The following is a 25,261-nucleotide window of genomic DNA, read 5'->3' as shown; positions in this document are numbered from 1 at the left end:
CTGAACTCCCCCTGAACCCTCTCTGAACCAACGCTGAACGAACCTCTCCGGCGCCGAACGCCCCCAGAAGCGGCCTTCGTCAGCCCTCCAGTGCCACCAACTGCCGGCGACTGCGCTCGAACCAGCGCAACAGATAGTCGGCCAGCAACTGCGTGCGGCGCGGCAGGCGCCCCTGGTAGGGATGGATGAGAAACACCGGCTGGGTGCGGGTCTGATAGTCGCGCAACAGCCAGACCAGGCGGCCCTCGGCCAGTTCCTGCTGAATCATGTAGGAGGGCAGTCGGCTGATGCCCGCCCCCGCCAGCGCGGCCTTCTTCAGCAACGTGTAGTGATTGCTCGCCAGCACGCCGCCGACGGACACCCGGAACAGCTCATGGCGACGCTGGTAAAGCCAGACGTCATGATCCGGGTAGTGGGTGTTCTGCAGGCAGGAGTGCCCGCCCAGCTCCGCCGGCGATGTCGGAGCGCCGTGTTCCTCCAGGTAGGCCGGCGTCGCGCAGGTCAGTTCCTGCAAGGCGAACAGCGGCCTCGCCACCAGGCGCTCGTCACCGGCCATGCTGCCGGAGCGAATGGCCAGGTCGAAGCCATCCGCCACCAGGTCGCGGCGCTCGTTGGACAGATCCAGCTCCAGGCGAATGTCCGGGTACTCACGGGAAAACTCCATCAGCCAGGCATCGAAGAAAGTCTCCCCCAGAGACACCGGCACACTCAGGCGTACCGTACCCTGGGCTTCTTCCTGCAACGCCAGCACTGCGCGCCGCGCCCGCGATGCCTGGGCGTTGAGTGCCTGCACTTCCGGCAGTAGCGCCGTGCCAGCGGCCGTCAGCGACAGGCGCCGGGTGGTCCGGTGCAGCAGTGTCGTTCCCAGCGCGTGCTCGAGCGCCGATATGCGCTTCGACAGTTGCCCCTTGCTGCATCCCAGGCGCTCCGCGGCACGGGTGAAACTGCCGCTTTCCAGCAGGATGGCGAAGGCGGAAAGGTCTTCCAGATCGCCGGCTATTGTTTCCATATGAAAACCAAAGGTTGTCAATTGGCAGGATTATCACAACGAAATGCCACTCTAGACTGGCCCCGTCTTCCCTACAAATCCCCTCGGAGCTTTCATGAAAATCATCCTGATCGGTGCCAGCGGCACCCTGGGCAAGGCGGTTGAGGCTGAACTGGGCCAGCGCCACGAAATCATCCGCGTCGGCCGCAATAGCGGCGACCTGCGGGTGGACATCACCGATAGCGCGTCGATCCGCGCGCTGTTCGAGCAGACCGGCGGCTTCGACGCACTGGTCAGCGCCGCCGGCAAAGTGCATTTCGGCCAGCTCGACGAAATGGGCGAAGAGGAGATGGCGGTCGGCCTGAAAGACAAGCTCATGGGGCAGGTGAACCTGGTACTCATCGGCAGCCGCTACGCCAACGACGGCGCCTCCTTCACCCTCACCAGTGGCATTCTCAGCGAGCAGCCGATCGTCCTGGGCAGTTCGGCCAGCCTGGTCAACGGCGCGCTGGAAGGCTTCGCACGCAGCGCCGCGCTGGAGCTGCCGCGCGGCCAGCGGATCAACGTGGTCAGCCCGAACGTGCTGGTGGAGTCGATGGAGAGCTACGCACCGTTCTTCCGTGGCTTCAAGCCGGTTCCGGCTGCGGACGCGGCGCTGGGCTTCGCTCGCAGCGTAGAAGGGGCGCAGACCGGGCAGGTCTACAAAATCTGGTGACGGTGGCGTGGAGCGACGCGATATCCATCGACGAACCGGTGAGCGTTGCCGGCGGGTAGCACCTCGCTCCACCCATCCTGCGGCTCCGCGAGCCAACTGGCGCGCAGGCTCGCGAACGGAACCTCACTCGGTCTTCCCCGCATAGCAGACCGGCGAACTCCCCTCGGCCTGTTTCTCCAACTCGTCTTCGAGGAATTCCGCCAGCACCCGCGCGTTGTTGTGTTCCTCATCCTTCGCGCCATAGAGCAGCGTCAGCGTACCCTTGCGGGCCAGGTCCAGCAGGCCCATCCAGTGCTCCGGGTGAGCGTTCAACTCAGCGTGATAGGCCGTTCGAAACTCCTCGAACAGGCTCGGGTCATGATGGAAGCGCTGACGCAGTTCATTGGACGGCGATGCGTCCTTGGCCCAGTGCTCCAGATGCAGCGCCTCTTTGCGGATGCCCCTTGGCCAGAGGCGGTCCACCAACACCCGCTGGCCGTCTTCCGCGGCCGCCGGCTCATAGGCTCGCTTGCAACGAATCATCGACTTTCTCCTGCACAAGTCCTTGAGATGCCCGGCCTCGCTCGGTAACGTGAGCCCACTTTCGAGGGAGTCCGTCCATGCGATCCAGCCGTTTCATCCTCTACAGCCTGCTACCTCTGTTCGCCGCCTGCCAGGTGTGGACACCCGACAAGACCGACCTTAACGCCAGCACCCGCCTGCAGGGCGAACTGAGCCAGCAGGACGGCAAGCTGGTCTTCCGCAGTTGCAGCGAGCAACGCCGCTTCAGTATCGAGGATAGCGGCAACACCGGCCTGCCCCGTGAAGCCAAGACCCTCTTCGAGGATGGTGCCAGCACCCTGTTCGTCGACCTGCGCGGAAACTTCAGCGGCAGCACCGCCGCCGGCACCGACGGCAAGCTGGAAGTCAGCAAGCTGTACCGTCTGCAGAATGAAGGCGCCGGCTGCGACGACCCGAACTTCAAGCGCAGCATCGTCCGCGCCCACGGCAATGAGCCGGGCTGGAGCGTGCTGATCAACAACCAGGGCCTGCTGCTCGAACAGCCCGGCAAACCCTCGCTGGTAGTGCCCTACATCGCGGAAGGCCTGCCCAACGGCAGCACCAGCTACTCCAGCGAAGCCAACGGCGAGAAGCTGGAGCTGTGGGTCGCCCCGGCACGTTGCCAGGACGGCATGAGCGGCGCACTGAGCAACCTCTCCGCCGAGCTGCGCGTGGACAGCCAGGTCATGCACGGCTGCGCCTACCCGGGCGGTTCCAGCGGCGACTGACCACCCCGTGGCGGGGTTATCCCCGCCCAGTTTCAGAGCGCGCGTTCAGCAGCCTGGCGCGCATGGATGGCGGTGGTATCGAATAGCGGCACCTTCGCATCCTGCGGGCCGACCAGCAGGGAAATCTCGGTACAGCCGAGGATCACCGCCTGGGCGCCGCGCTCTTGCAGCGAGGCAATCACTTGCCGATACGCCTCGCGCGATTCATCGAGAATCCGCCCCAGGCAGAGTTCTTCGTAGATGATCCGGTGCACCACCTCGCGCTCCTTGTCCGGGGGCGTGAGCACCTGCAACCCGAAGCGCTCGGCCAGGCGGTCCTTGTAGAATGCTTGCTCCATCGTGAAGCGCGTTCCCAGCAGGCCGACCGTCGTGATCCCCGCCTCGCGGATCGCCTCCGCAGTCGGGTCGGCAATGTGCAGCAGAGGGATGTCCACTGCCGCCTCGATGGCTGGCGCGACCTTGTGCATGGTGTTGGTACACAGCACCAGGAAGTCCGCGCCCGCGGCCTTCAGCGCGCGCGCCGCATCGGCCAGCATCCGCCCGGCCGCGTCCCAGTCGCCGGCATGCTGCAGGCGCTCGATGTCGTGGAAGTCGACGCTGTACAGCACGATCTTCGCCGAGTGCAGCCCGCCCAGGCGTTCCTTGATGGTCTGGTTGATCTGCCGGTAGTACGGAATGGTGGATTCCCAGCTCATTCCGCCGATCAGGCCAATGGTGTTCATTTCAGGTCTTTCCTTGTTCAGATGTATCCCTTGCGCTCAGCAAAGGCCATGCGCGGGAATCTCCCCGGGCAATCCGCTGCCCTCTTCCGCGCACTCACGCACCGCGGCGATCAGCGGATCGAGGTCGAAGCCCTGGGAAATCAGCCAGAGCGGGTTGTAGTAGGTGGTCTCGTAGCGCTCGCCACTGTCGCAGAGAATGGTCACCACCGAGCCGCTCTCACCACGGGCCACCATCTGCCGGGCGACCAGCAGCGCACCGATCAGGTTGGTGCCGCTGGAGCCACCGACACGCCGCCCCAGCCGCTGCGCCAGGTAGTGCATGGCCGCCAGCGAAAGGTCATCGGGCACCTTGCAGCAGGCATCGATCACCTCGGGCAGGAACGACGCCTCGACGCGCGGCCGGCCAATACCCTCAATGCGCGAGCCGTAGCTCAGCGACAGGTCGCGGTCGCCGCTGCAGTAGCAATCGAAGAACACCGAGCGCTCGGCATCGGCGCACATCACCCGGGTGTCATGGCGGCGGTAGCGGGCGAAGCGTCCGAGAGTCGCCAGGGTTCCGCCGGTGCCGGGGCTGGAGACCAGCCAGGCCGGCTCCGGGAAGCGCTCATGGCGCATCTGCTGGAAGATCGATTCGGCGATGTTGTTGTTCGCCCGCCAGTCGGTGGCGCGCTCGGCGTAGGTGAACTGGTCCATGAAGTGGCCGCCGGTTTCCCTGGCCAACCGTTCGGATTCGGCATAGATCTGCGTCGGGTCTTCCACCAGGTGCGACTGGCCGCCGTAGAAGGCGATCTGCGCGATCTTCTCCTTCGAGGTGGAAGCCGGCACCACGGCAATGAACGGCAAGCGCAGCAGCCGCGCGAAGTACGCCTCGGAAATCGCCGTGGAACCGCTGGACGCTTCGATCACCGGCGCACCGGGGCGCAGCCAGCCGTTGCACAGCGCATACAGGAACAGCGAGCGCGCCAGGCGATGCTTGAGACTGCCAGTGGGATGGCTGGACTCGTCCTTGAAATACAGGTCGACGCCGGGCAGCCCCGGCATCTCCAGCGGGACTAGGTGGGTGTCGGCACAGCGCTGGAAATCCGCCTCGATGATGCGGATGGCCTCGCGGGTCCAGTTGCGGTCTTGGGCGGGCATGTCGATACCTCTCCGTTGGCTGTGGGTCAGTCCAGTACGCCGGCCGGTGCGGTGGGCGACGCGCTGCGCCACTGGCTGAGGCCGACCCCGGCGAACACCAGCGCAGCCGCCAGCGCCTGCTGGCCGGTAAGCACCTCGCCGAGCAGCAGCGCAGCGAAGATCAGGGTGAACACCGGGATCAGGTTGATGAAGCCGGTCGCCTGGCTCGCCGGCAGGCGGCTGACGCCGAAGTTGTAGAGACCGTAGGCACCTACGGTCACCACGCTGCCAAGATAGACCAGCGCCAGCAGGCCGCTGATGCCGGGCATGCTCGGCAATCCGGAACTGACCAGCGCCAACGGCAGGAAAAACAGTGAACCGATGAACGCCTGCATGGCCGTCAGGATGAACGGCGAATAGCGCGCCGACAGATGCTTGAGCAGCAAGGTGTAGCCGGTGGCGCAGAGCATCGCCAGCAACTCGTAAAAGTTGCCCAGAAGCGGATTGGGCGCATGCCCATTCGCCTCACTGGCCAGGGTCAGCCACAGCGCGCCGAGCACCGCCAGGGCGAAGCCCAGCCACGTGTTGCGGGCGATCTTCTCGCGCAGCAGGAAGAACGCCCCCATCGCCACCAGCAGCGGCAACAGTGCCGTGATCATGCCGGCCTGGGCGGCGCTGGTGTGCTGTAGCGCGAGGGATTCGAAGATGAAATACAGGCACGGCTCGCATGCTGCCAGCGCGAGCAGCCATTTCCAGTCGCCCGGCCGGTAATCGATTCGCCCACGCCAGCGCCAGGCGACGAGGAAGATCAGACTGCCGAGGGCCATGCGCGCGAAAATCACCCACATAGCCGGCATTTCCTGGAAGGCGAATTTCAGTGCAATGAAGGAACTGCCCCAGAGCGCCATGGCCAACACCAGACACGCCAGGGCGAACGGCCGGGATTGCTGCATGGGACGCTCCAGTCAGAAGAACGTCTGGAGTATAGGAGGCCAGCGGCGCGCACCGACAGATACAGAATCGCGGTGAAACTGTATGGGCGAAATGCCTGCAAGCAGGCACGCCGCCCCGGCGGGAACTTCGCCCTTACTCCCAGGGCTTGCCCTCGGTACCCGGCTTCACCGGTGCGCGCTGTTGCATGGCAGCCTTGGCCAGCAAATGCGCACTGATCGGCGCGGTGATGAACAGGAACACGGTGATCAGCAGTTCATGCAGGCTGACGCCCTCGCCACGGGTGCTGAAGTACAGCATCGAGGCCAGGATCACCCCGCCCACGCCCAGGGTGGAGGCCTTGGTCGGTGCGTGCAGGCGGGTGTAGAAGTCCGGCAGTCGGTACAGGCCGATGGCGCCGAGTAGGGCGAACAGGCTGCCGGCAAGCAGCAGCAGGCAGACCAGCGCTTCGATCAGAACACTCATTCGATGATGTCTCCGCGCAGCAGGAACTTGGACAGGGCCACGGTGCTGACGAAACCCATCACCGCGATCAGCAGCGCCGCCTCGAAGTACAGGCCGCTGCCCTTCCACATGCCGAACAGCACGATCAGCGCGATGGCTTCGATCGACAGCGTGTCCAGCGCCAGGATGCGGTCGGCCGCGCCCGGGCCGCGAATCAGCCGGGCCACCGTCAGCAGCACGGCAAGCCCGAGCAGCGCCAGGCAAACGGGAATCATGTAGCCGAGCATTCGAACACCTCCTTCAACGGCGCCTCGTAGCGGGCCTTGATGTCGGCCACCAGTGCCTGCGGGTCCGGCACGTCAATACCGTGGACCAGCAGGGTCCGGCGGTCCGCGCTCAGGTCGGCCGAGCAGGTTCCGGGCGTCAGGGTGATGACACTGGCAAGGATGGTGATGGCCAGGTCATCGGTCAGCTCCAGCGGGATCTCCACGAAGCCGGGTTGCAGGCGGCTGCGCGGCCCCAGCACCAGCTTCGCCACTTGCAGGTTGGCCACCACGATGTCGTACAGAACCAGCGCGATGAAGCGCAGCAGCAGGCCCGGCCGGCGGATGCGCGGCGCGGACAGCAGCAGGTTGCGGCACAGCAGCGGTAGCGCCAGGCCAAGAAATGCGCCGAGCACCCAGTGCCCCAGGGAAAAATCGTTGACCATCAGCAGCCAGCTCAGCAGCAGAACCACGCTGAGCAACGGATGCGGCAGAACGCGCCGGATCATGCGCCACCTCCCAGAAGGATCGCCTGGGTATAGAGGCCGACATCCAGCAATTGCGCCGCCGTCGCCTGCGCATAGCCCAGCAGCGGCCGCGCAGCGACCACCATCAGCGGTGCGCTGGCCAGCAGGCCGAAGGTCGCCAGCATCTTCACCGGCTCACGCTCGGCACTGCCCAGCACCGTACGCCCAGTGCGCCAGAACAGCGTGCTGCCCGCGCGACTGAGAGCGACGATAGTGACCAGGCCACTGACCAGCACCACGCTCCACAGCGCTATGGCTTCGCTGCCGCCGCTCACCGAGCGCAGCAGCATCAGCTTGCCGATGAAGCCCGAAAGCGGAGGCAGGCCGGCAACGGCAATGGCACCAAAGAAGAATGCGCCGCCCAACAGATGCGGTTGCAACAGCGCCGGGCCCTGAACCAGGCGGCCCCCCTTGTCGCCGCGCTGGCGGGCGATCAGGTCGGCGAGCAGGAACAGCCCGCCCGCGACCCAGATACTGTGCAGCATGTAGTAGAGCGCCGCCGACAGAGCCGCCTGGGTGCCCAGCGCCAGCGCCGCCAGCAGGGTTCCGGCGGAAACCACCACCAGGTACGACAGCAGGCCCTGCAGCGTGGTGGCAGCCAGCGCACCGAGCGCACCGGCGACGATGCCCGCCAGCGCCAGCGGCCAGAGCCACGCCTGTGCCACGTTGGCCAGCTCGCCGGCCTGGTCGCCGAAGATCAGCGTGTACACCCGCAGGATCGAGTAGATGCCCACCTTGGTCATTATCGAGAACAGCGCAGCCACCGGCGCACTGGCCTCGGCGTAGGCCTTGGGCAACCAGAAGTACAGCGGCAGCAGTGCCGCCTTGAGGCCGAACACCACCAGCAGCAACAGCGCCGCGGCGTGTACCAACGGCGCTTGCCCGGCGTTCAGCAACGCCACGCGCTCGGCCATGTGCGCCATGTTCAGCGTGCCGGTGATGCCGTAGAGCGTACCCACCGCGATCAGGAAGAACGCCGAACCCACGAGGTTGAGCACCACATAATGCACACCCGCGCGCACCCGCCCCGCCCCGCCGCCGTGCAGCAGCAGTGCATAAGAGGCGATCAGCAGGATCTCGAAGAATACGAAGAGGTTGAACAGGTCACCGGTGAGGAACGCCCCGTTCAGGCCCAGCAACTGGAACTGGAACAGAGCGTGGAAGCGCTTGCCGCGGCGGTCGTCGCCACGCAGCGCGTAGACCATCGACAGGCTGGCCAGCAATGCCGTGGCCGCCAGCATCAACGCGCTCAGGCGATCCAGCACCAGAATGATGCCGAAGGGCGGTTGCCAGTTGCCCAGCGCGTAGTACTGGATCGCGCCACTGTCGGCCTGTTGCAGTAAAACCGCGGACAGCGGCAGCAACGCCAGCGTGGCGAGCAGCGACAGGCCACGCTGCAAACGCTCGCCCAGAGCACTGGCGAGCAGCAGCAGGCAGCCGGCGAACAGCGGCAACAGGACCGGCAGGATCAGCCAATGATTCATCGATCCAGTCCTCCTTCCTGGCCGTTTCCGCCGTCGACATGGTCACCGCCGGTTTCCGCCTGCCCGCGCAGGGCGAGGACGATCACGAACGCAGTCATGGCAAAGCCGATGACGATGGCGGTCAGCACCAGCGCCTGGGGAATCGGGTCACCGGCGTCGGCGACCTTGCCGATCACCGCCGGGTCGCCAGCCAGCCGGCCCATCGCGAAGAGGAACAGGTTGACCGCATAGGACAGCAGGGTCAGGCCGAGCACGACCGGGAAGGTCCGCGCGCGCAGCAACAGATAGACGCCACTGGCGGTCAGCAAGCCGAGGGAGATGGCGAACAGCGCTTCCATCAGAACGCCTCCTTGGACAGCGAGGGCGTACCCGGCGGCGCGGTCAACCCGCCAAGGCCCGAAAGAATGAGCAGGGTCGCCCCCACCACTGTGAAGTACACGCCCAAGTCGAACAGCATCGCGGTGGCCAACTCGATCTCACCGATGAGCGGAATATTGAAATGGCCGAATGCGGAGGTCAGGAACGGGAAGCCGAAGAACCAGCTGCCCAGCCCGGTGAGACCGGCGACCAGCACGCCGAGCCCGGCCAGGCGGCCGTAGTCCAGCGGCAGGCGCGTGCTCACCCAGCGGTTGCCGCAGGCGATGTATTGCAGGATCAGCGCGACCGAGGTGATGAGGCCGGCGATGAAACCGCCCCCCGGCAGGTTGTGGCCGCGCAGGAAGATGAACACCGAGACCAGCAGAGCCAGGGGCAGCATCAGCCGCGACAGCACCGAGAGAATCGGCGGGAAGCGATCCGCTGCCCAGACGCGGCCCGCCTCATCGTGCTCGCGGCGCAGCAGGCGCAGGCCGTCGAGCAGGGCGAAGATCCCCACTGCGGCAATCGCCAGCACGGTGATCTCACCGAGGGTATCGAAACCACGGAAGTCGACCAGGATCACGTTCACCACGTTATGGCCGCCACCGCCGGCAACGCTGTTTTCCAGGTAATAACTGGCGATGCTGTCGTATGGACGGGTCAGCACCGCATAGGCCAGCAGGGTCACCATCACCCCGGCGCCGACCGCCACCACGAAGTCGCGCAAGCGACGCAGGCTGCTGGAGGCGGCAGGTGTACGCGCGGGCAGGTAGTACAGCGCCAGCATCAGCAGAACCATCGTTACCACTTCGACCGACAACTGGGTCAGCGCGAGATCCGGTGCGGCGAAACGGGCAAAAGCCAGGGCCACCAGCAGGCCGCCGATGCTCAGGATGATCAGCGCGATCAGGCGCTCGCGGTGGAACCATACGGTGAGCGGCCCGCACAGCCCAAGCAGCACCAGGCCCAGGGCTGTGATGCCGTCCAGCGAGGCCTGCTCCCGCGTGCCTTCGACACCCGATAGCGGCGCGAGGCCGACGAACACGACGACCACCGCCGCCAGCACCAGCAACATGGCGTAACGCTGCAACGAGCCGTTTTCGAGGAGATCGGTACAGCGCCCAGCGAAGCGCACCACGCGCTGCACCTGCTGCTCGAACACCAGCTTGGCATCCACCGCAGGCAGGCCGGCGTACCAGTCGAACAGCGGCTTGCGCAGGACGTAGAGCAGCACACCGCCTGCAGTGGCGACGAAGCTCATCGCCAGCGGCGCATTGAAACCGTGCCAGATCGCCAGGCTGTACTCGGGCAGCGGCGCATTCAGGCTCGATGCGGCGGCACCGGCCAGCAGAGGGCCGACGATCAGCGACGGCATGATCCCCACCAGCAGGCAGATCAGCACAAGGATCTCCACCGGCACCTTCATGTAGCGCGGCGGCTCATGGGGATGCGGGTTGGGCAGGTTGATCGGTTCGCCGTTGAAGAATACGTCGTGGATGAAGCGTACCGAGTAGCTCACCGAAAACAGCGCCGCTACCGTGGCCAGGGTCGGAATCACCCAGTTGAAACCGCCCATCATGTTCTGCGCCAGGGTCTCGCCGAAGAACATTTCCTTGCTGAGGAAGCCATTGAGCAAAGGTACGCCGGCCATTGACGCTGAGGCCACCATCGCCAGCACCGCGGTATGCGGCATGTACTTCCACATGCCGTTGATGCGGCGCATGTCGCGGCTGCCGGTCTCGTGATCGATGATGCCAGCGGCCATGAACAGCGAGGCCTTGAAGGTGGCGTGGTTAATGATATGGAAGATCGCCGCGACGTTGGCCATCGGCGAGTCCAGGCCGAACAACAGGGTGATCAACCCCAGATGGCTGATGGTCGAGTACGCAAGCAGGCCCTTGAGGTCATTCTGGAACAGCGCCATGAAGGCGCCCATCAGCAGCGTCGCAAGCCCGGTCAGGCTGACCAGGTAGAACCACAGGTCATTGCCCGACAGCACCGGATACAGGCGCGCCAGCAGGAACACGCCGGCCTTGACCATCGTTGCCGAATGCAGATAGGCGGAAACCGGCGTCGGCGCCGCCATTGCATGGGGTAGCCAGAAGTGGAACGGGAACTGAGCGGACTTGGTGAACACACCCAGCAGCACCAGGCACAGTGTCACCGGGAACAAAGGACTGGCCAGCAGCGCTTCCCGGGCAGCCAGCACCTGACTCAGCTCGAAGCTGCCGACGATGTGGCCGATCAGCAGGATACCGGCGAGCAGCGCGAGACCGCCGCCACCGGTAACCGCCAGCGACATGCGCGCACCCTTGCGGGCATCCGAGCGGTAGCCCCAGAAGCCGATGAGCAGGAACGACGACAGGCTGGTCAGCTCCCAGAACACCAGCATCAGCAGCAGGTTCTCGCTCAACACCACGCCGAGCATGGAGCCCATGAACAGCAGCAGAAATGCGAAGAAGCGCCCGGCGGGTTCCTTTTCGGACAGATAGTAGCGGGCATAAAGGATGACCAGCAGGCCGATCCCGAGAATCAACAGAGCGAAGAGGAAACCCAGGCCATCCAGGCGCAGACTGAGATTAAGCCCCAGTTCCGGCAGCCAGGGCGTGCCGACCACCAGTGCCTCGGCGCCGAGCACCGCGCGCTGGCTGAACAGCAGGAGCAACCCGGCAAGCGGCACCAGGCCGGTCGCCGCCGCGCAGGCACTACGGCCGAAGCGCTCGCTCAGGAGCGGCAGCAGCACTCCGAAGAAAGGCAGCGCAATGATCAGCGCCAGAATCATGACCCACTCCTATTCGCCGCCGCGCGGCCTCCATACAAACGACCCGGCGGCAAAGCGGCCGGCGAACGAAGGCAACGATTATCCATATCTATCGATTACATGTCATGAATTGAACTATTACTAAAATTCAGGCCGCGAAGCTCGCCTCCCGCAAGCCGCGCAAGGGGAATCGCTCCCCCGAAAACGATAGCGCGCGACGGCCAGAACGGCGGTCGCGCGCTGAAAGGCTGCCTCGCGGCAGCCGTCGATACCGGTCAGTGGCTGACGCGGCTGGTACCGTTGACAGTCAGGATGCGCACACGCTCGCCAACTCGGAACACGGCGCCCTCGTCGACCTGCTGGACGTAGGCGCGGGTGCTGCCGTCGTCCTCGCGAACGGTGATCTCCACACCCTGAGTGCGGGTCAGGCCTTCCTCGGTAGCGGCACCGAGCAGGCCGCCAGCCACGGCGCCGATGATGGCGGTGACATAGCTCCCCTTGCCGCCCCCGATGGCGCTGCCGCCAATACCGCCAACTGCGGCGCCGGCAACGGAGCCGATCGGCGTCTTGGTGCCTTCGATCTTGACCGGCCGCAGGGCCTGGATGGTACCCATGCGAACGTTCTGCACGGTGCGTGCTTCTTCGCGGGTATAGGTGTCGCCAGTCAGGCTGGACTGGCAACCACCGAGGGTCAGGGCCAGCGCAGCGAACGTCACGGCGAACAGGGCAGATTTACGCATGTAAGAAACCTCCGGATAGGGCTACGAATATTAGACTCCGACGACAGCCCCGCTGTCACGCCAGGCCTGGCAACAATCTCGCTCGGTTCAGCTTGCATACAGTTTGAGCCAAATGCGACGAATGCGCCTGTCTTGGCTCAGCTTTATGTGCATTGCCGGATCGGCTACGGTAGGCGCCCTCACGAGGAGCGCTCATGGATTACTTCATCATCGTCGTCACCACGGCCACCGGTCTGTACTTCCACTGGTGGATCTACTGGCGCATTCGCCGCTGGATGGACCGCGATCTCGCACTCTCGCTGGCCGGCAACGATCCCGCCAAGCGCACCTACATTCTGGAGCGCCTGGAAGAAGCCAAGCGGCAGCGCGTCAAGCGCCGCGACCTGCCGCAATGGCTCCAGCGAGCCGCGGACGATTACCGCGCAGCCTGAGCCACGGACCAGAATCGCGCCAGCGCCTCGGCGCGATTCTCCAGCTCCGGCGCGGCCTGCGCGCATGCCTGGGCCAGGCTGACAGGCCCCGGCACCAGGCTGAACGCCGCCTCGATCCCTTCCTCACGCAGCTCCGCCAGCCCTTCGCCCAGGCTGCCCGCAAGGGCTATCAGCGGCACACCGTTGCGTTTGGCGAGGCGTGCCACGCCAACCGGCGTCTTGCCGTGCAGGCTCTGACCATCCAGCCGCCCCTCGCCGGTGATCGCCAGCGCGGCGCCCTGCATGGCCTCCTCCAGCCCGGACAGCTCCGCGACCAGCTCGATGCCCGGCCGGAAGCGTGCCTTGAGGAAGGCGCGGCTGGCGAAGCCCAACCCGCCCGCCGCACCGACGCCGGGGAACAGGCTGTGATCCTCGCCCAGGGTTTTCGCGGCAACAGCGGCGAAATGCCGCAGTGCCTCATCCAGTTGCTCCACTTGCTCCGGAGTGGCGCCCTTCTGCGGACCGAAGACCGCGGACGCACCGCGCGGACCGCACAACGGATTGTTCACATCGGCGGCGACTTCGATCTCTACCTGCTTCAAGCGTGGATCCAGCCCGGACAGGTCGATGCTCTCCAGCGTGGCGAGAGCTGCCCCGCCATCACCGAGCTCCGCCCCCTGGGCATCGAGGAAGCGCACACCCAGCGCCTGCAGCAGCCCCAGCCCGGCATCGTTGGTGGCGCTGCCACCGAGCCCGAGAATGATCTTGCGGGCACCGGCCTGCAGCGCCTCACGCAACAGTTCGCCAGTGCCACGACTGGTAGTGCGGGCCGCGTCGCGCTTGCGTTCAGGCACCCAGTGCAGACCGCTGGCGGCGGCCATCTCGATCACCGCCGTCGCGTCGTTCAACCAGCCCCAGTGCGCGGTCACCGGCAGCCCGAGCGGACCGCAGACCCGGCATTCGCGCCGCTCTCCGGGCTGCGCGGCGAGCACGGCATCCACCGTGCCCTCGCCGCCGTCGGCCATCGGCCGCAGCACGAGTTCATCCGATGGCCGCGCACGCAGCCAGCCACGCGCGATGGCTTGCGCGGCATCCGGAGCGCAAAGGCTTTCCTTGAAGGAGTCAGGAGCGATCACAACTTTCATCGAACGACCTCACGAGCAACGTCTTCGGCTGATCCTGCAGCATCCCACCGACACCTCACAACAGCACCAGGCTCAGCAGCCATACCGTCAGCATTCCCGCCACGCCCTGCACCAGCGTCGCCGCAGTCTGCGCGCGGTACGCGGTGGAGACGCTCATCCGGCTGAAGCGCGTGACTACCCAGAAGAAGCTGTCGTTGGCATGGGACACCGTCATGCTGCCAGCGCCGATGGCCATGACCACCAGAATGCGCCCCATCTCGCTGTCCAGCCCCAGATCGCCCAGCAACGGCGCCACCAGCGCCGAGGTGGTGACCAGCGCCACCGTGGTCGAGCCCTGGGCGGTTTTCAGCGCGGCGGCCACGATGAAGGGCATGAACAGGCCGATGCCCAGGCTGGACAGGGTACTGCCCAGGTAATCGCCCAGCGGAGTGACTTTCAGCATGGCGCCGAATGCCCCGCCAGCACCAGTGATCAGCAGGATCGGCGCGGCAGCATGCAGACCGTCGGAGACCCGCTCCTGGAAGTCATCGCGACGCTGCCCCGGCTTGAGCAGGGTGCACGAAAGCGCCAGGCCCACCAGCAGAGCCACCACTGGCTGGCCGAGGAAGCTGAAGGCCGAGAACAGCGCGCCATCGCCCAGCGGCTTGCTGGGGAACACCGCCACCGAGCCGAGGCAGATCAACAGGATCGGCACCAGAATCGGCGCGAAGGCTTTCCCGGCACCGGGCAATTGGCCGTAACGAGCCCGCAGCTCAGCGAATTCGACCGCCTCCTCTTCCTCATGGCCTTCGGATTCCAGCGGCACATCGCGCCCCACGTAACGATTGGCCCACCACATGCCCGCCATCGCGGTGACGAAGGCCACCAGCAGACCGACGGCGATCACCAGGCCAAGGCTCGATTCCAGCCCGAGGTTCCCCGCGGCGGCGATAGGTCCGGGAGTCGGCGGCACAAAGGTGTGGGTGGCGTACAAGCCGGTGGCCAGAGCAACGCTCATGGCGATGCTGGACACACGCATGCGGGCCGCCAGGGCATTCTTCAGCGAATTGAGGATGACGAAGCCGGAATCGCAGAACACCGGGATCGACACCAGGTAACCGATGATCGACATGGTCAGCGTGGGGAATCGCTCCCCCAGCAACCTGATCACATACTCGGCCATGCTGATGGCCGCGCCGCTACGCTCCAGGATGACGCCGATGATGGTGCCCAGCACGATCACAATGCCGATGTAGCCAAGGATCGCACCGAAGCCGCCGGTGATGGTCTTGACGATTTCCAGGCTGGGTACCTGGTAGGCAAAGCCGGCGATGAAGGCAGCCGCCAGCAGGGCGAGGAAGGGATGCAGCTTGAGCCGTGTGGTGGCGAGGACGATGAAGGCAATCAGTGCCAGGAGAATCAGAACCAGTCCCATGATTAACCTCTCTGATAGGCAAGGCGCGCCAGGACGACGGCAAGCCGCTGCCATCGGCCAGGTGCATTACCGGGTCGCTAGATGTGCCGCACGCGCACGCTGATCCGAGCGAAGGGAAATGGCTTTCCGTGCCTGGGATCTACCGGGACGGGGCGTCGCTTGATGCCACGGCCCCACCGGCTATTGGAAGGACGCCCGGAACGGACGCCTGGAAAGATGGCTGACGGCCTCGCCCGCCGAATCGCTCAGGGTGCGAGGCGCTCGCGGACCCAGGCGCCGTTCTCGAAGCGGTAATTGAGACGGTCATGCAGGCGGCTCGTGCGGCCCTGCCAGAACTCGATGCGGCTGGGAATCAGCCGGTAGCCGCCCCAGAATTCGGGACAGCTCGGCGCTGAATCGGCGAAGCGCTTTTCGGTATCCGCGAGCAATTGTTCCAGCTCGCCACGCCCATCGATCACCCGGCTCTGCGGGGATGCCCAGGCGCCCAGGCGGCTGCCCAGCGGACGCACACGGTAGTAGGCGGCGGATTCTTCCACGGAAACCTTCTCGACCCGCCCCTCGATGCGAACCTGGCGCTCCAGCGCCGGCCAGAAGAAGGTCATGGCGGCGCGCGGGTTGCCCCCCAGTTGCTGCCCCTTGGCACTTTCGTAATTGCTGAAGAAGGTGAAGCCTCGGTCATCCAGGCCCTTGAGCAGGAGTACCCGACAGTGCGGCTGGCCGTCGGCGTCCACGGTGGCGAGCATCATCGCGTTGGGCTCGACCGGCAACTGCTCGGTCTTAACCGCTTCCTCGAACCACTGGTGAAACAGGCCGAACGGTTCGGCCGGGGCCTGGGCTTCGCTCAACCCGTCACGGGTGTATTCGCGCCGCATATCGGCCAGTGTCTGGGCCATCGAAAGTCTCCTTCGAAACGAAGCCCCTAGCTTATCCAGAGTTGCGCCTTTGCGCTTGATCCACGACAAGCGACATCCCGCCCCGGAATGCCGCCAGCCGCTCGACAGGTGCGCCGTTCGCGGCGCGGGGATCAGTTGTTCTGCGCCAGCGCCAGCAGGCTGGTGCGCTGGGTCAGCAGCACCTCCACGCGGCGGTTCAGCGCACGCCCCTCGGCACTGCCGTTGTCGGCGCGCGGCAGGCTTGACCCGACCCCCTTCAGGCGCAGGCGATCGGCGCCCAAGCCGCTGAGGCGGAAGATCGACGATACCGCCTGGGCGCGTTGCAGGCTGACCTTGTCGTTGATCGTCTTGTCGCCGCTGCTGTCGCTGTGACCGAGCACCAGCACGCCACTCTCCGGATCGTTCTGCAGCATCTTGGCGACGTTGCCCAGCGGGCCGAGAGTCACCGGCAGCAGCAGCTCAGGGCGCTTAGGATTGAATGAGCCATCCACCGGGGCGATCAGCACCAGCGCGTTTTCGCGGCGCTCGACGGTGAACTTGCTGCCAGCCACTGCGGCACGCAGGGTCTTCTCGTGCTGGTCCAGCCACTCCTTGCTGACCTGGACGTTCTGCGGCCTGGTCGCCTTGTCAGCCTCGGCCTTGCCCTCGCTCACGCCGAACGGCCACCACCAGTGACCGCCAGGCTGCTTGCTGCCAGCCTCGGCGACCTTGGGCGCTTCGACAGGCTTCTTCTCCGGTGCAGGCGCAGCGGCGGTAACCTCGTTGCCGGCACCGAACGGCCACCACCAATGGCTGCTGGCGGCGCCTGGCGCGGCGGCGGTGTTTTCCTGATCCTTGGCCTGGAACTGGCTGCAGGCGGAAAGGCCGATGCAGAGGACGAGAGTCGAAGTCTTGAGCAGTCTCATGGGGGCGATCCACCGAACGGGACGGAAACGGTACGGGTGCGAGGCGCGCGCAGCGGTGCCGCAACCTCAGCAATCAGCTTAAGAATTGAGCATAACTTACTCAGTTGGAACGAGATTTTAATCTCGAACTGACGAGCGGTGCATTCCATCGCCGCTGGGAAGACCGCCGCAAGGAAGGAGCGCGGAGGCCGTACGGAACGCCTATTCGAAGGCTTCGCGGGAGGAAGGTTCCTCCCGCCCGTCGTTACAGGCAGTCGCCGACGACACGCGCCAGTTTCTGCGCGCGAGGGTCCATCAGCACATACGGACCCAAGGTGTTGGTGACAAAACCGAAAGCCAGCTCGCGCTCGGGATCGGCGAAGCCGATGGAGCCGCCAGCCCCCGGATGGCCAAACGCCTGCGGGCCGAGACCGTAGGTGGCGTTGGCCACTTCGGGCTGGTCAAGCATGGTCCCGAGCCCGAAACGGGTGCAAGTCAACAAAGTTCGATCTTCACCCAGCGCGTGCTCGCGGGTCAGCTCGGCGAGCAGCACCTCGTCGAGCAGCCGCCCTTGCAGCAGGCCACTGTAGAATCCCGCCAGCGAACGCGCGTTGCCGTGACCGTTCGCCGCAGGCTGCTGCATGCGCCGCCATTCGGGCTTGTTGGTACTGGTGAGTATCGACGGCGGATTGGTGAAAGCGCGGGTAGAGAGCGCCGCCGGCTCGGTCATCATGGTCCTGAGCAGGCGCTGCGCCGCAGCGTCGCCCAGATTGCCCTTGCCGCGGGCGATGTGCGCCACACGGTAAAACTCGTCGTCATCCAGGCCGATGTGGAAGTCCAGGCCGAGCGGCGCGGCGGTGCGCGCGACGATGGCGTCGCCCGGTTCACGGCCATCCACGCGGCGGATCACTTCCCCCACCAGCCAGCCATAGGTGATCGGTGCGTAGCCGTGCTCCGCGCCGGGGGTCCACCAGGGTGTCTCGGCGGCGAGCGCGGCGGTCATGGTCGGCCAGTCGTACAGCGCTTCAGGCGCCAACTGCTCGTGGATCGCCGGCAGGCCGGCGCGATGGCAAAGCAACTGGCGCACGCTGATGTCCTGCTTGCCAGCCTGGCCGAACTCCGGCCAGTAGCGCGCCACTGGCGCATCGAGGTCGAGCTTGCCCTCCCCCACCAATTGCAGCGCAGCAACGGCGGCGAAGGTCTTGGTGCAGGAGAACAGGTTGAGCAGCGTATCGACCTGCCAGTCCTGCCCCGGCTCCTTGCCCGCGCTGCCGGCCCAGAGGTCGACCACCCTCTCGCCACCCACCTCGATGCAGAGCGCAGCACCGCGTTCCTGCGGATTCTCGAACAGCGCGCTGAAGGCGTCGGCAACAGGGGTGAAGCGGTTATCGCAATGGCCGTGCAGGGTCATCGGTATCTCCAGTGGGTGGACCGAAAACGAAGGGGCGGAGCGGCCATTCTTCCAGCGCGCCCCGCCCCTGTGAACCCCGCTTAAGACGGGTATCGAACAGACGAATGCCGTGTCATTGACTGTCGGCCTGCTCCTCGTCGTTGCCATCGTCGTCGGAAGGCGCGGGATTGGGTTCGGGCTCCGGAGGCGCCTTCGCCGCCGCCCGCGCCTGATCATCGATGACCTTGCGCGTCTGCAGGTTGGCCTTGCGCACTGCCTCGACGAAGCCGGTGAACGGCAGGTCGGTGATCCCCACCAGGCCGATATGGCCGTTCTCGCCATCGAGCAGGCGGCCGGTTACCGGCTGGTCGAGATACTGGAACCAGTGCGCGCCGACGATGTTCGGCTGCTTCGCCGCTTCGGCCAGGAAGCGCTGGTAGGCTTCGCCGCGCTGCTGCTCGTTGTAGACCTCGGCGACGCCTCCCCAGAAAGGGCCACGGTCGCGGGAGCCGAAGTGGAACTCGGTGATCAGCACCGGCTTGTCCAGGCTGCGCACGTAGTCGGCGTCGAAGCCCTGCTGCGGCAGCGGCACATAGAGGTTGAAGCTCAGAACGTCGCAGTACTGGGCGCAGGATGCCAGCGCCTCCGGCGTGCTCACGGCGAAACGCGGACCGAGCAACAGGTGGTTCGGTGCATGCCACTTCAGCGAGTCCTTCAGCGTCTTGAAGTACTGGTCGGCGTACAGCCGCAGGAAGGCGCTGTAGTCTTCGGCAATCGCCGGATGCGCGTCATCCGGCTGCGGCGCCTGGTAGCCCGGCGCGTCGATATCTTCCCAGGCGCCGAGGGGCACGCCCCAGGCTTCGGCGAGCGCCTCGTGCTCCTTGTACTTGTCTTTCAATTGTTTGATGAACGCCCGCTTGGCCGGGCTGTCGGTGGACAGCTTCAGCGCGCCGAAGGCCAGCGCGTAGCGAGCCTGGGCATCGTCGCCACGACCGGCCCAGGCGAGTTCGTTGTCGGCGTAGTAGCCAAGCAGCCAGGCATCCTCGCGATGGTCGCGGGCAGCGATGGCGATGGCGCGCTCGGCGGCCATCGCAAAGCGCGGATCGAACGGGTCGGGCATGGCGCCCCACCAGTCATAGCCAGTGCTGACGGTGGCGTAGTCGCCACTGATCGACAACGGCACGCTATAGGGCATGCGCGGCACCTCGGCGAACGCCGGATCGCTCCAGTCGCCGAGGGTATTGAAGCCCCAGGCGCCGAGGCGCTGGAGGGTGCGCTCCTGCCAGGCGGCGGCCGCGGCATCACCGGTCAGCCCGCCATCGGCGCGGAAGCGGTTGGCGGCATAGAAGTCATACCAGCGGCCATTGCCGAAGGCGCGGCCCTGCTGGGCGCCCACACCGCTACGGTCGTCTCGCTGGCCGTAGAAGGCAGCCAGCGGATCGCCTTCCTTCGGCAGACTGGAGAACATGTATTCGCGGCCTTCGACGTAGGTTTGGCTACTGTCGGCATTCACCGCGTTGACGCCCAGCGACCAGAACGAATGGCCTTCTGGAGTCACCAGCCACCAGCGGCCATTGCGTTTTTCGGTGCGGAAGAAGCCGGTACTCTCGAAGGCAGGGCCGTCCAGCAGACCGCCGAATGCGTCGCGACCGGGCTCCGGCTGCCATTTCTTCAGTTGTTCGCCTTCGGCCTTCCAGGCGCTGGCCAATTGCTCGGCACTCTTCACCTTCTCCGGCCAATCGCCCCGACTGGCCTGGCCGAAACCATCGACGATACCGGTGTACGCCTTGTGCCACTCATCGCCACCGGCGTAGGTGCCGAAGCGGCCGACGAGTATGTCCTGCGCCGCCTTGGGTGCATTCAGGTAGATCTTCACCGCGCCAACCTGGCTGCGATTCAACTCACCCGTCACCTTGGCGGCCAGCAGCAGACGCTGCCCATCCAGCATCACCGGCATCGGCACGCCGGCGCGCATACCGAAGTTTTCCGGCGCGGTCGCCCGCAGCGGAACCAGCAGGGTCTGCGCCGGGCCTGGCGGCAACGCGATACTCGCATGCAGGCCCGGCGCGCCGCCCACGCCTTCGATCTCGACTTCCAGGGTGATCGCCCAACCCATCGCGTTCTGGATGCGCAGGCTCATGCTGTCGGCCTGGGACCAATCCCAGCTACCGCTGGCGGGTGCCAGGCGCAAGGTCGGTTGCGGCGCGGGATTGAAGTTCACCCGTCGGAGGATTTCGCCCTCGGGCGTGGCCTCGGCCGTGGCGCTGGGCAGGTCGGCGTTCTGCGTGGAAATGCTGACCACCGCCATCGGCTTGACGAAGTTGAACAGGGTGTCATTGCTGCCAGCCGCAACGGCCGGGGTACTGGCGATGGCCAGACTGAGCAGCAGCGGCAGATGCCAACGCGAAGCGATCATGTGTCCTCGTCCTTACTGCACGCTCGCCGCGAGGCGAACGCTGAATTCAACCACGAAGGTTTGCCCGCCCGGCGCCCGGGCCTCTTGCGAGCCGGGGCCGTGCAGGCTGGAGCAAAGCACGGCGGAAGCTGGCTCGAGGGCGGAGTTTATACACTGTGAATACGTACTCCGGGCCAGCTTCCGACGCAGTTACACCGACGCACGGCGGATCAGGATTCGATCATGCGATTTCACGGCGGAACGGGGGCAGCGCATTGAGGATGGCCTTGCCGTAGCGCTGCGTCACTACGCGTCGATCCAAGAGGCTGATGGTGCCCCTGTCCTGCTCGGTACGCAGCAGGCGCCCACAGGCCTGCACCAGTCGCAGCGAAGCGTCCGGCACGGCGATCTCCATGAACGGATTGCCGCCGCGCGCCTCGATCCACTCCGAGAGCGCCGCTTCCACCGGGTCGTCCGGCACGGCGAAGGGAATCTTGGCAATCACCACGTGCTCGCAGTAGGCACCCGGCAGGTCGACACCCTCGGCGAAACTGGCCAGGCCGAACAGCACGCTGGTTTCACCATCGTCCACGCGGGATTTGTGCTTGTTCAGAGTCTCCTGCTTGGACAGGTTGCCCTGGATCAGCACGCGCTTGCGCCAGTCCCGCTCCAGGCCGTCGAATACCTCCTGCATCTGTTTGCGCGAAGCGAACAGCACCAGCGAGCCACGCGCACCTTCGAGCATCGCCGGCAACTCGCGGACGATGGCGGCGGTGTGCGCTGCCGCATCGCGGGGGTCGGCCTTGAGATCCGGCACACGCAGCACGCCGGCATCGGCATGGTGGAAGGGGCTCGGCACCACGGCGGTCACTGCCGCGCGCGGCAAGCCAGCGCGCATCCGGTAGCGGTCGAAGGTGCCCAGCGCGGTGAGGGTCGCGGATGTCACCAGTACGCCGTAGGCGACGTTCCACAGGTTGCGGCGCAAGGCCTCGGCGGCGAGGATCGGGCTGGCGTTGGCTTCGATGTCGTAGTAGCTGCCGCTCTCGGCGAGGGTCAGCCAGCGCGCCATCGGCGGGCTGTCTTGCGGGTCTTCGCAGGTGAAGGCGGTCCACAGCTCCCAGTTGCCCTGGGCACGCGCCAGCAGGCTGCCGAACAGCGGATACCATTCCTCGGCCTGGTGGCTGGCGATACCGACGCTGCCCTCCCCGGACATGGCTTCCTTGAGCAGCTCGGTCAGGCGGGTAAAGAGATCGGTGAGCCTGGAGAAGCCCTTCTTCAGCTCGATGCCCATCTCGCGGATGTGCTCGGGGATCACCCCTCCCTCGAAGCGATGGCGTGGCCGCTCGCGGCCCTCCATGTCTTCGCCGGCACGGAAGTCGCCGATTTCCTCGCAGGCGGTGAACATGAACTGCTGGTGGGTGCGCAGGTCGCGGGCCAGTTCCGGCACCTGTTCGATCAGCCGGCCGAGGTCGCCAGGCAGCGGGTTCTGCGCCAGAAGCTTGGTCAGGTTCTTTTCCACCTGGCCCAGCCAGTCGGCGGTGGCATGCAGACGGGTGAAGTGGGCGAAGTGGCCGATCGCCTTGTCCGGCAGGTGATGGCCTTCGTCGAACACGTAGATGGTATCGCGCGGGTCGGGCAGGATCGCGCCGCCACCCAGGGCGAGGTCGGCCAGCACCAGGTCATGGTTGGTGACGATCACGTCGACCTTGGTCATGCCCTCGCGTGCCTTGTAGAAGGCACATTGCTGGAAGTTCGGACAATGGCGATTGGTGCACTGGCTGTGATCAGTGGTGACCTGCGCCCACTGCGTGTCCTCGATGGCCTCGGGCCAGGAATCACGGTCGCCATCCCAGCGGTTGCCGGCCAGGCGCTCGATCATCTGGTTGAACAGCTTGCTGGAGGTTTCGTCCACGTCGATGCGGAAGCCCTCTTCCTCGAACAACTGCGCGGTGGCGCTTTGCGCCTGTCCTTCCTGCAGCAGGTGATCGAGCTTGGACAGGCACATGTAGCGCCCGCGCCCCTTGGCCAGGGCGAAGCTGAAGGACAGGCCGCTGTTGCGCAGCAGGTCGGGCAGGTCCTTGTGGACGATCTGCTCCTGCAGGGCGACGGTGGCGGTGGCGATCACCAGGCGCTTGCCGGCGGCCTTGGCGCACGCGATGGCGGCGAGGCTGTAGGCAACGGTCTTGCCAGTACCGGTTCCCGCCTCGACGGCGACCACCGCGGCATCGCCCAGACGATGGCCTTCTTCGTCGCTGTCGATGGTGCCGAGGACCTTGGCCACTTCGGCGATCATCAAACGCTGGCCGTAGCGTGGCTTGAGTTCCTTCGCCTCGAGGAAGCGCGTGTAGGCGCCCTGGATCGTGGCCTTGAGTTCGGTGCTGAGCATGGACTTCCCGGGCTCCGGACGCGCCTGTGCGGGCACATCCGGATGCTGGATGAATTTTGGTAATAGGGGTCTGTTGACGTTTCGTCACAGCCGCGACGGCGTCACTTTTTGCGCGGGGCAAGGCGCGAGGAGAGAGGTTTGGTCATTCGGACGAACGACGAGCAACACGGCGCCGCGCAAAAAATGGCCTTTCCCTCGGGCTGCGCGGCAAATGGCGCCATGCTGCGTTCCGGGACTTGCCAAGGGAACGACCATTGCCTGCATCCCGCGCCTCGCCTGGCGCCATTTGTCGCGGCAAGGCGGCTCGCGACGAAACGTCAACAGACCCTTCGGGGCGGCTATGATAGCGCGCTTGCATTCAATCACCAGCGGAGATCGTCCGAATGACACCCTTTGCCCCCGTCTATGCCCTGCACGTCCTGGCCGCCCTGGTCTGGGTCGGCGGGATGTTCTTCGCCTGGATGGTGCTGCGCCCGGCGGCCGTCGCAGCGCTGGAGCCACCGGCAAGACTGAAGCTCTGGCTGGAAGTGTTCCCGCGTTTCTTCCGCTGGGTTTGGGCGGCGGTGGTGCTGCTGCCGGTAACCGGCATGGGCATGATGCACCTGAGCTACAGCGGTATGGCCGCCGCACCGCGTTATGTCCAGGTAATGATGGGCTTGTATGTGGCGATGCTGGCGCTGTTCGTGCGCATCCAGGCACTGCAACTGCCGGAACTGCGCCGCGCGGTGGACGCGCAGGACTGGCCGGCTGGCGGCGCCGCGCTGGGCAAGATCCGCCGCACCGTAGGCATCAACCTGCTGATCGGCATGGCACTGGTGGCTTTCGTCGCCGCACGTCCACACTGGTAAATCCAATGGCCCGCCCGGTTGCCGGGCGGGCCCGCACTTGAGAACGGCGCTTCAGAAGCGCTTCACGTCCAGACGGCCTTCACTGCCCTTCGGCCCCTCCGTGCCGGCCTTGCCTTCCGCGCCAGGCTTCTCGCCCGCCACCGAATAGAACCAGCAGCCCTTCTCGCCGCTGCGAGCACCGGCCTTGCCGGGTTTACCGCCCGCCCCGCCGGCGCCGCCTTCCAGGCGAACCTTGACTCGCTGGACGTCGAAATGCTCGGGCACTTCCAGACGTACCACCCCCCCCGCAGCGCCGGGCTGGCCGTTGGCGCCATCCTGGCCATCGCCAGCGGAGCGGCCGCTGCCCCAAAGGCAGCCCGAGGTCTGCGCGCTACCGCCATCGAGGCCGTCGTAACCCGGCGCCCCCACACCGCCGCGAACATCCACCAACAGATTCTCCACCTGCACGTCCTGCAGGTGCAGAATCAGACTGCGCCCTGCGCTGGCCGGTTTGCTGAAGCTGCCCGAACCACCCTGGGCGGCGATCACGCTGCCGTCGGCCAGGTTGCCATGCAGCACTTCGATCCGCAGGGTATCGGTACCGGGGAAAACGCCCAGGCGGGCATTCTTCGCCAGGTCCAGCTCGCCGATGCGCAGCTCCTTGACGCGCGCCGGAATCAGCAGTGCACCCTCGCTACCCACGCTGATGCGGTCCAGGCTCAGGCTGTCGCCCTTCACCGGCAGGCGCAGCACCGTGTTGGGCTCGACCGAGACGGAGCCGGCCGCCAGACAGCTCAATGGCGCGAGCAACGCCAGGCCCAGCAACGACTTACGCATGGGTATCTCCTTCTACTTTTGCGGTTGCCGGTTGCTCCGCCGCCGGCTGCGGCAGAGTGGCGAAATGGAAGACGCCAAACAGCAGGATCTGCAGGCGATCAATCCCCGGATGCGGACGGCCGCGCAGACGGCCACGCAGGGCCAGCGCCTCGATGATGTGGATCAGCAGGACCAGCGCGCCGGCCACATTGAGCAGCGTGCCGAAGGGATGTGCAAAGGGCTGGATGAGGTTGGCCAGCACCGCCAGCCAGAACAGCAGGGCAATCACTTTGCCCAGGCCCAACAACGCTTTCATGAGATGCCCCCGTTTTTTCTTTGCCGGGGAACATACCCTTCCGCCGGGA

The 25,261-nt window shown here is 65.8% G+C and carries 25 protein-coding genes; 4 read left to right on the top strand and 21 right to left on the bottom strand.

The window, feature by feature from the left end:
- Positions 1-79: 79 nt before the first annotated feature.
- Positions 80-1,009: a LysR family transcriptional regulator gene (locus tag OU419_RS07825; RefSeq protein ID WP_254471574.1), complete on the bottom strand. Its 930-nt coding sequence runs from the start codon at positions 1,007-1,009 to the stop codon at positions 80-82.
- Positions 1,010-1,103: 94 nt separating this feature from the next.
- Here OU419_RS07825 and OU419_RS07820 point away from each other — a divergent pair, with 94 nt between their 5' ends.
- Entirely contained in the window at positions 1,104-1,703 is a 600-nt protein-coding gene (locus OU419_RS07820; protein ID WP_254471575.1) for a short chain dehydrogenase, read from the top strand.
- A gap of 123 nt (positions 1,704-1,826) precedes the next feature.
- On the opposite strand, the gene OU419_RS07815 is transcribed toward OU419_RS07820, so the two are convergent.
- Entirely contained in the window at positions 1,827-2,225 is a 399-nt protein-coding gene (locus OU419_RS07815; RefSeq protein ID WP_254471576.1) for a DUF488 domain-containing protein, read from the bottom strand.
- 77 nt (positions 2,226-2,302) lie between these two features.
- Between OU419_RS07815 and OU419_RS07810 the strand changes: the two genes are divergently transcribed.
- Positions 2,303-2,971, top strand: coding sequence for a COG3650 family protein (locus OU419_RS07810; protein ID WP_254471577.1), 669 nt, complete (start codon positions 2,303-2,305; stop codon positions 2,969-2,971).
- Positions 2,972-3,003: 32 nt separating this feature from the next.
- Here OU419_RS07810 and OU419_RS07805 read toward each other — a convergent pair whose 3' ends face one another.
- From OU419_RS07805 to OU419_RS07760, 10 genes are all read right to left on the bottom strand, one after another.
- Positions 3,004-3,693 (bottom strand): aspartate/glutamate racemase family protein, encoded by a 690-nt coding sequence (locus OU419_RS07805; protein WP_254471578.1) that lies wholly within the window; start codon positions 3,691-3,693, stop codon positions 3,004-3,006.
- A gap of 36 nt (positions 3,694-3,729) precedes the next feature.
- Positions 3,730-4,830 (bottom strand): PLP-dependent cysteine synthase family protein, encoded by a 1,101-nt coding sequence (locus tag OU419_RS07800; protein WP_254471579.1) that lies wholly within the window; start codon positions 4,828-4,830, stop codon positions 3,730-3,732.
- A gap of 26 nt (positions 4,831-4,856) precedes the next feature.
- Positions 4,857-5,762 (bottom strand): DMT family transporter, encoded by a 906-nt coding sequence (locus tag OU419_RS07795; protein ID WP_254471580.1) that lies wholly within the window; start codon positions 5,760-5,762, stop codon positions 4,857-4,859.
- Between the two features lie 133 nt (positions 5,763-5,895).
- The gene (locus OU419_RS07790) at positions 5,896-6,225 is read right to left on the bottom strand and encodes a Na+/H+ antiporter subunit G (protein WP_254471581.1); all 330 of its coding nucleotides are present in this window, start codon (positions 6,223-6,225) and stop codon (positions 5,896-5,898) included.
- Positions 6,222-6,491, bottom strand: coding sequence for a K+/H+ antiporter subunit F (locus tag OU419_RS07785; protein ID WP_254471582.1), 270 nt, complete (start codon positions 6,489-6,491; stop codon positions 6,222-6,224). Before OU419_RS07785 ends, OU419_RS07790 begins: the two co-directional genes overlap by 4 nt.
- Complete coding sequence (locus tag OU419_RS07780; protein WP_254471583.1) at positions 6,476-6,976, bottom strand: Na+/H+ antiporter subunit E; 501 nt, start codon at positions 6,974-6,976, stop codon at positions 6,476-6,478. The genes OU419_RS07785 and OU419_RS07780 overlap by 16 nt, the downstream gene beginning before the upstream one ends.
- The gene (locus tag OU419_RS07775; protein WP_254471584.1) at positions 6,973-8,478 is read right to left on the bottom strand and encodes a monovalent cation/H+ antiporter subunit D; all 1,506 of its coding nucleotides are present in this window, start codon (positions 8,476-8,478) and stop codon (positions 6,973-6,975) included. The genes OU419_RS07780 and OU419_RS07775 overlap by 4 nt, the downstream gene beginning before the upstream one ends.
- Entirely contained in the window at positions 8,475-8,816 is a 342-nt protein-coding gene (locus OU419_RS07770; protein ID WP_254471585.1) for a Na+/H+ antiporter subunit C, read from the bottom strand. Before OU419_RS07770 ends, OU419_RS07775 begins: the two co-directional genes overlap by 4 nt.
- Positions 8,816-11,617 carry a monovalent cation/H+ antiporter subunit A gene (locus OU419_RS07765; protein ID WP_254471586.1) on the bottom strand — a complete coding sequence of 934 codons (2,802 nt, stop codon included), beginning with the start codon at positions 11,615-11,617 and terminating at the stop codon, positions 8,816-8,818. The genes OU419_RS07770 and OU419_RS07765 overlap by 1 nt, the downstream gene beginning before the upstream one ends.
- 254 nt (positions 11,618-11,871) lie before the next feature.
- The gene (locus OU419_RS07760) at positions 11,872-12,336 is read right to left on the bottom strand and encodes an outer membrane lipoprotein (RefSeq protein ID WP_015476213.1); all 465 of its coding nucleotides are present in this window, start codon (positions 12,334-12,336) and stop codon (positions 11,872-11,874) included.
- 194 nt (positions 12,337-12,530) lie between these two features.
- Between OU419_RS07760 and OU419_RS07755 the strand changes: the two genes are divergently transcribed.
- Positions 12,531-12,767, top strand: coding sequence for a hypothetical protein (locus tag OU419_RS07755; protein WP_254471587.1), 237 nt, complete (start codon positions 12,531-12,533; stop codon positions 12,765-12,767).
- Here the strand turns inward: OU419_RS07755 and OU419_RS07750 are convergent.
- From OU419_RS07750 to dinG, 7 genes are all read right to left on the bottom strand, one after another.
- A complete protein-coding gene (locus OU419_RS07750) occupies positions 12,752-13,891 on the bottom strand; it encodes a glycerate kinase (RefSeq protein ID WP_254471588.1) in 1,140 nt (379 codons plus the stop codon). The genes OU419_RS07755 and OU419_RS07750 overlap by 16 nt on opposite strands.
- 55 nt (positions 13,892-13,946) lie before the next feature.
- Entirely contained in the window at positions 13,947-15,305 is a 1,359-nt protein-coding gene (locus OU419_RS07745; RefSeq protein ID WP_254471589.1) for a GntP family permease, read from the bottom strand.
- 245 nt (positions 15,306-15,550) lie between these two features.
- Positions 15,551-16,198 carry a pyridoxamine 5'-phosphate oxidase gene (gene pdxH, locus OU419_RS07740; RefSeq protein WP_254471590.1) on the bottom strand — a complete coding sequence of 216 codons (648 nt, stop codon included), beginning with the start codon at positions 16,196-16,198 and terminating at the stop codon, positions 15,551-15,553.
- A gap of 131 nt (positions 16,199-16,329) precedes the next feature.
- Positions 16,330-17,103 (bottom strand): OmpA family protein, encoded by a 774-nt coding sequence (locus OU419_RS07735; RefSeq protein ID WP_254471591.1) that lies wholly within the window; start codon positions 17,101-17,103, stop codon positions 16,330-16,332.
- A 244-nt stretch (positions 17,104-17,347) separates the two neighbouring features.
- Entirely contained in the window at positions 17,348-18,493 is a 1,146-nt protein-coding gene (locus tag OU419_RS07730; protein ID WP_254471592.1) for a serine hydrolase domain-containing protein, read from the bottom strand.
- 112 nt (positions 18,494-18,605) lie between these two features.
- A complete protein-coding gene (locus OU419_RS07725) occupies positions 18,606-20,888 on the bottom strand; it encodes a beta-galactosidase (protein ID WP_254471593.1) in 2,283 nt (760 codons plus the stop codon).
- Between the two features lie 220 nt (positions 20,889-21,108).
- On the bottom strand, positions 21,109-23,253 hold the full coding sequence (dinG, locus tag OU419_RS07720) for an ATP-dependent DNA helicase DinG (RefSeq protein WP_254471594.1): 2,145 nt from the start codon (positions 23,251-23,253) through the stop codon (positions 21,109-21,111).
- A 383-nt stretch (positions 23,254-23,636) separates the two neighbouring features.
- On the opposite strand from dinG, the gene OU419_RS07715 reads away from it, so the two are divergent.
- Positions 23,637-24,101 (top strand): CopD family protein, encoded by a 465-nt coding sequence (locus OU419_RS07715; protein WP_254471595.1) that lies wholly within the window; start codon positions 23,637-23,639, stop codon positions 24,099-24,101.
- Between the two features lie 51 nt (positions 24,102-24,152).
- Here OU419_RS07715 and OU419_RS07710 read toward each other — a convergent pair whose 3' ends face one another.
- Both OU419_RS07710 and OU419_RS07705 read right to left on the bottom strand, forming a co-directional pair.
- Positions 24,153-24,917 (bottom strand): collagen-like protein, encoded by a 765-nt coding sequence (locus OU419_RS07710; RefSeq protein ID WP_254471596.1) that lies wholly within the window; start codon positions 24,915-24,917, stop codon positions 24,153-24,155.
- On the bottom strand, positions 24,910-25,212 hold the full coding sequence (locus OU419_RS07705) for a DUF1145 domain-containing protein (protein WP_254471597.1): 303 nt from the start codon (positions 25,210-25,212) through the stop codon (positions 24,910-24,912). Before OU419_RS07705 ends, OU419_RS07710 begins: the two co-directional genes overlap by 8 nt.
- Between the last annotated feature and the right edge of the window lie 49 nt (positions 25,213-25,261).

This window comes from Pseudomonas triclosanedens, assembly GCF_026686735.1.
In the GTDB taxonomy this organism is placed as follows: Bacteria; Pseudomonadota; Gammaproteobacteria; order Pseudomonadales; family Pseudomonadaceae; genus Pseudomonas; species Pseudomonas triclosanedens.
The sequence above is the reverse complement of the archived record's forward strand: the minus strand, read 5'-3'. Positions and strand labels throughout refer to the sequence as shown.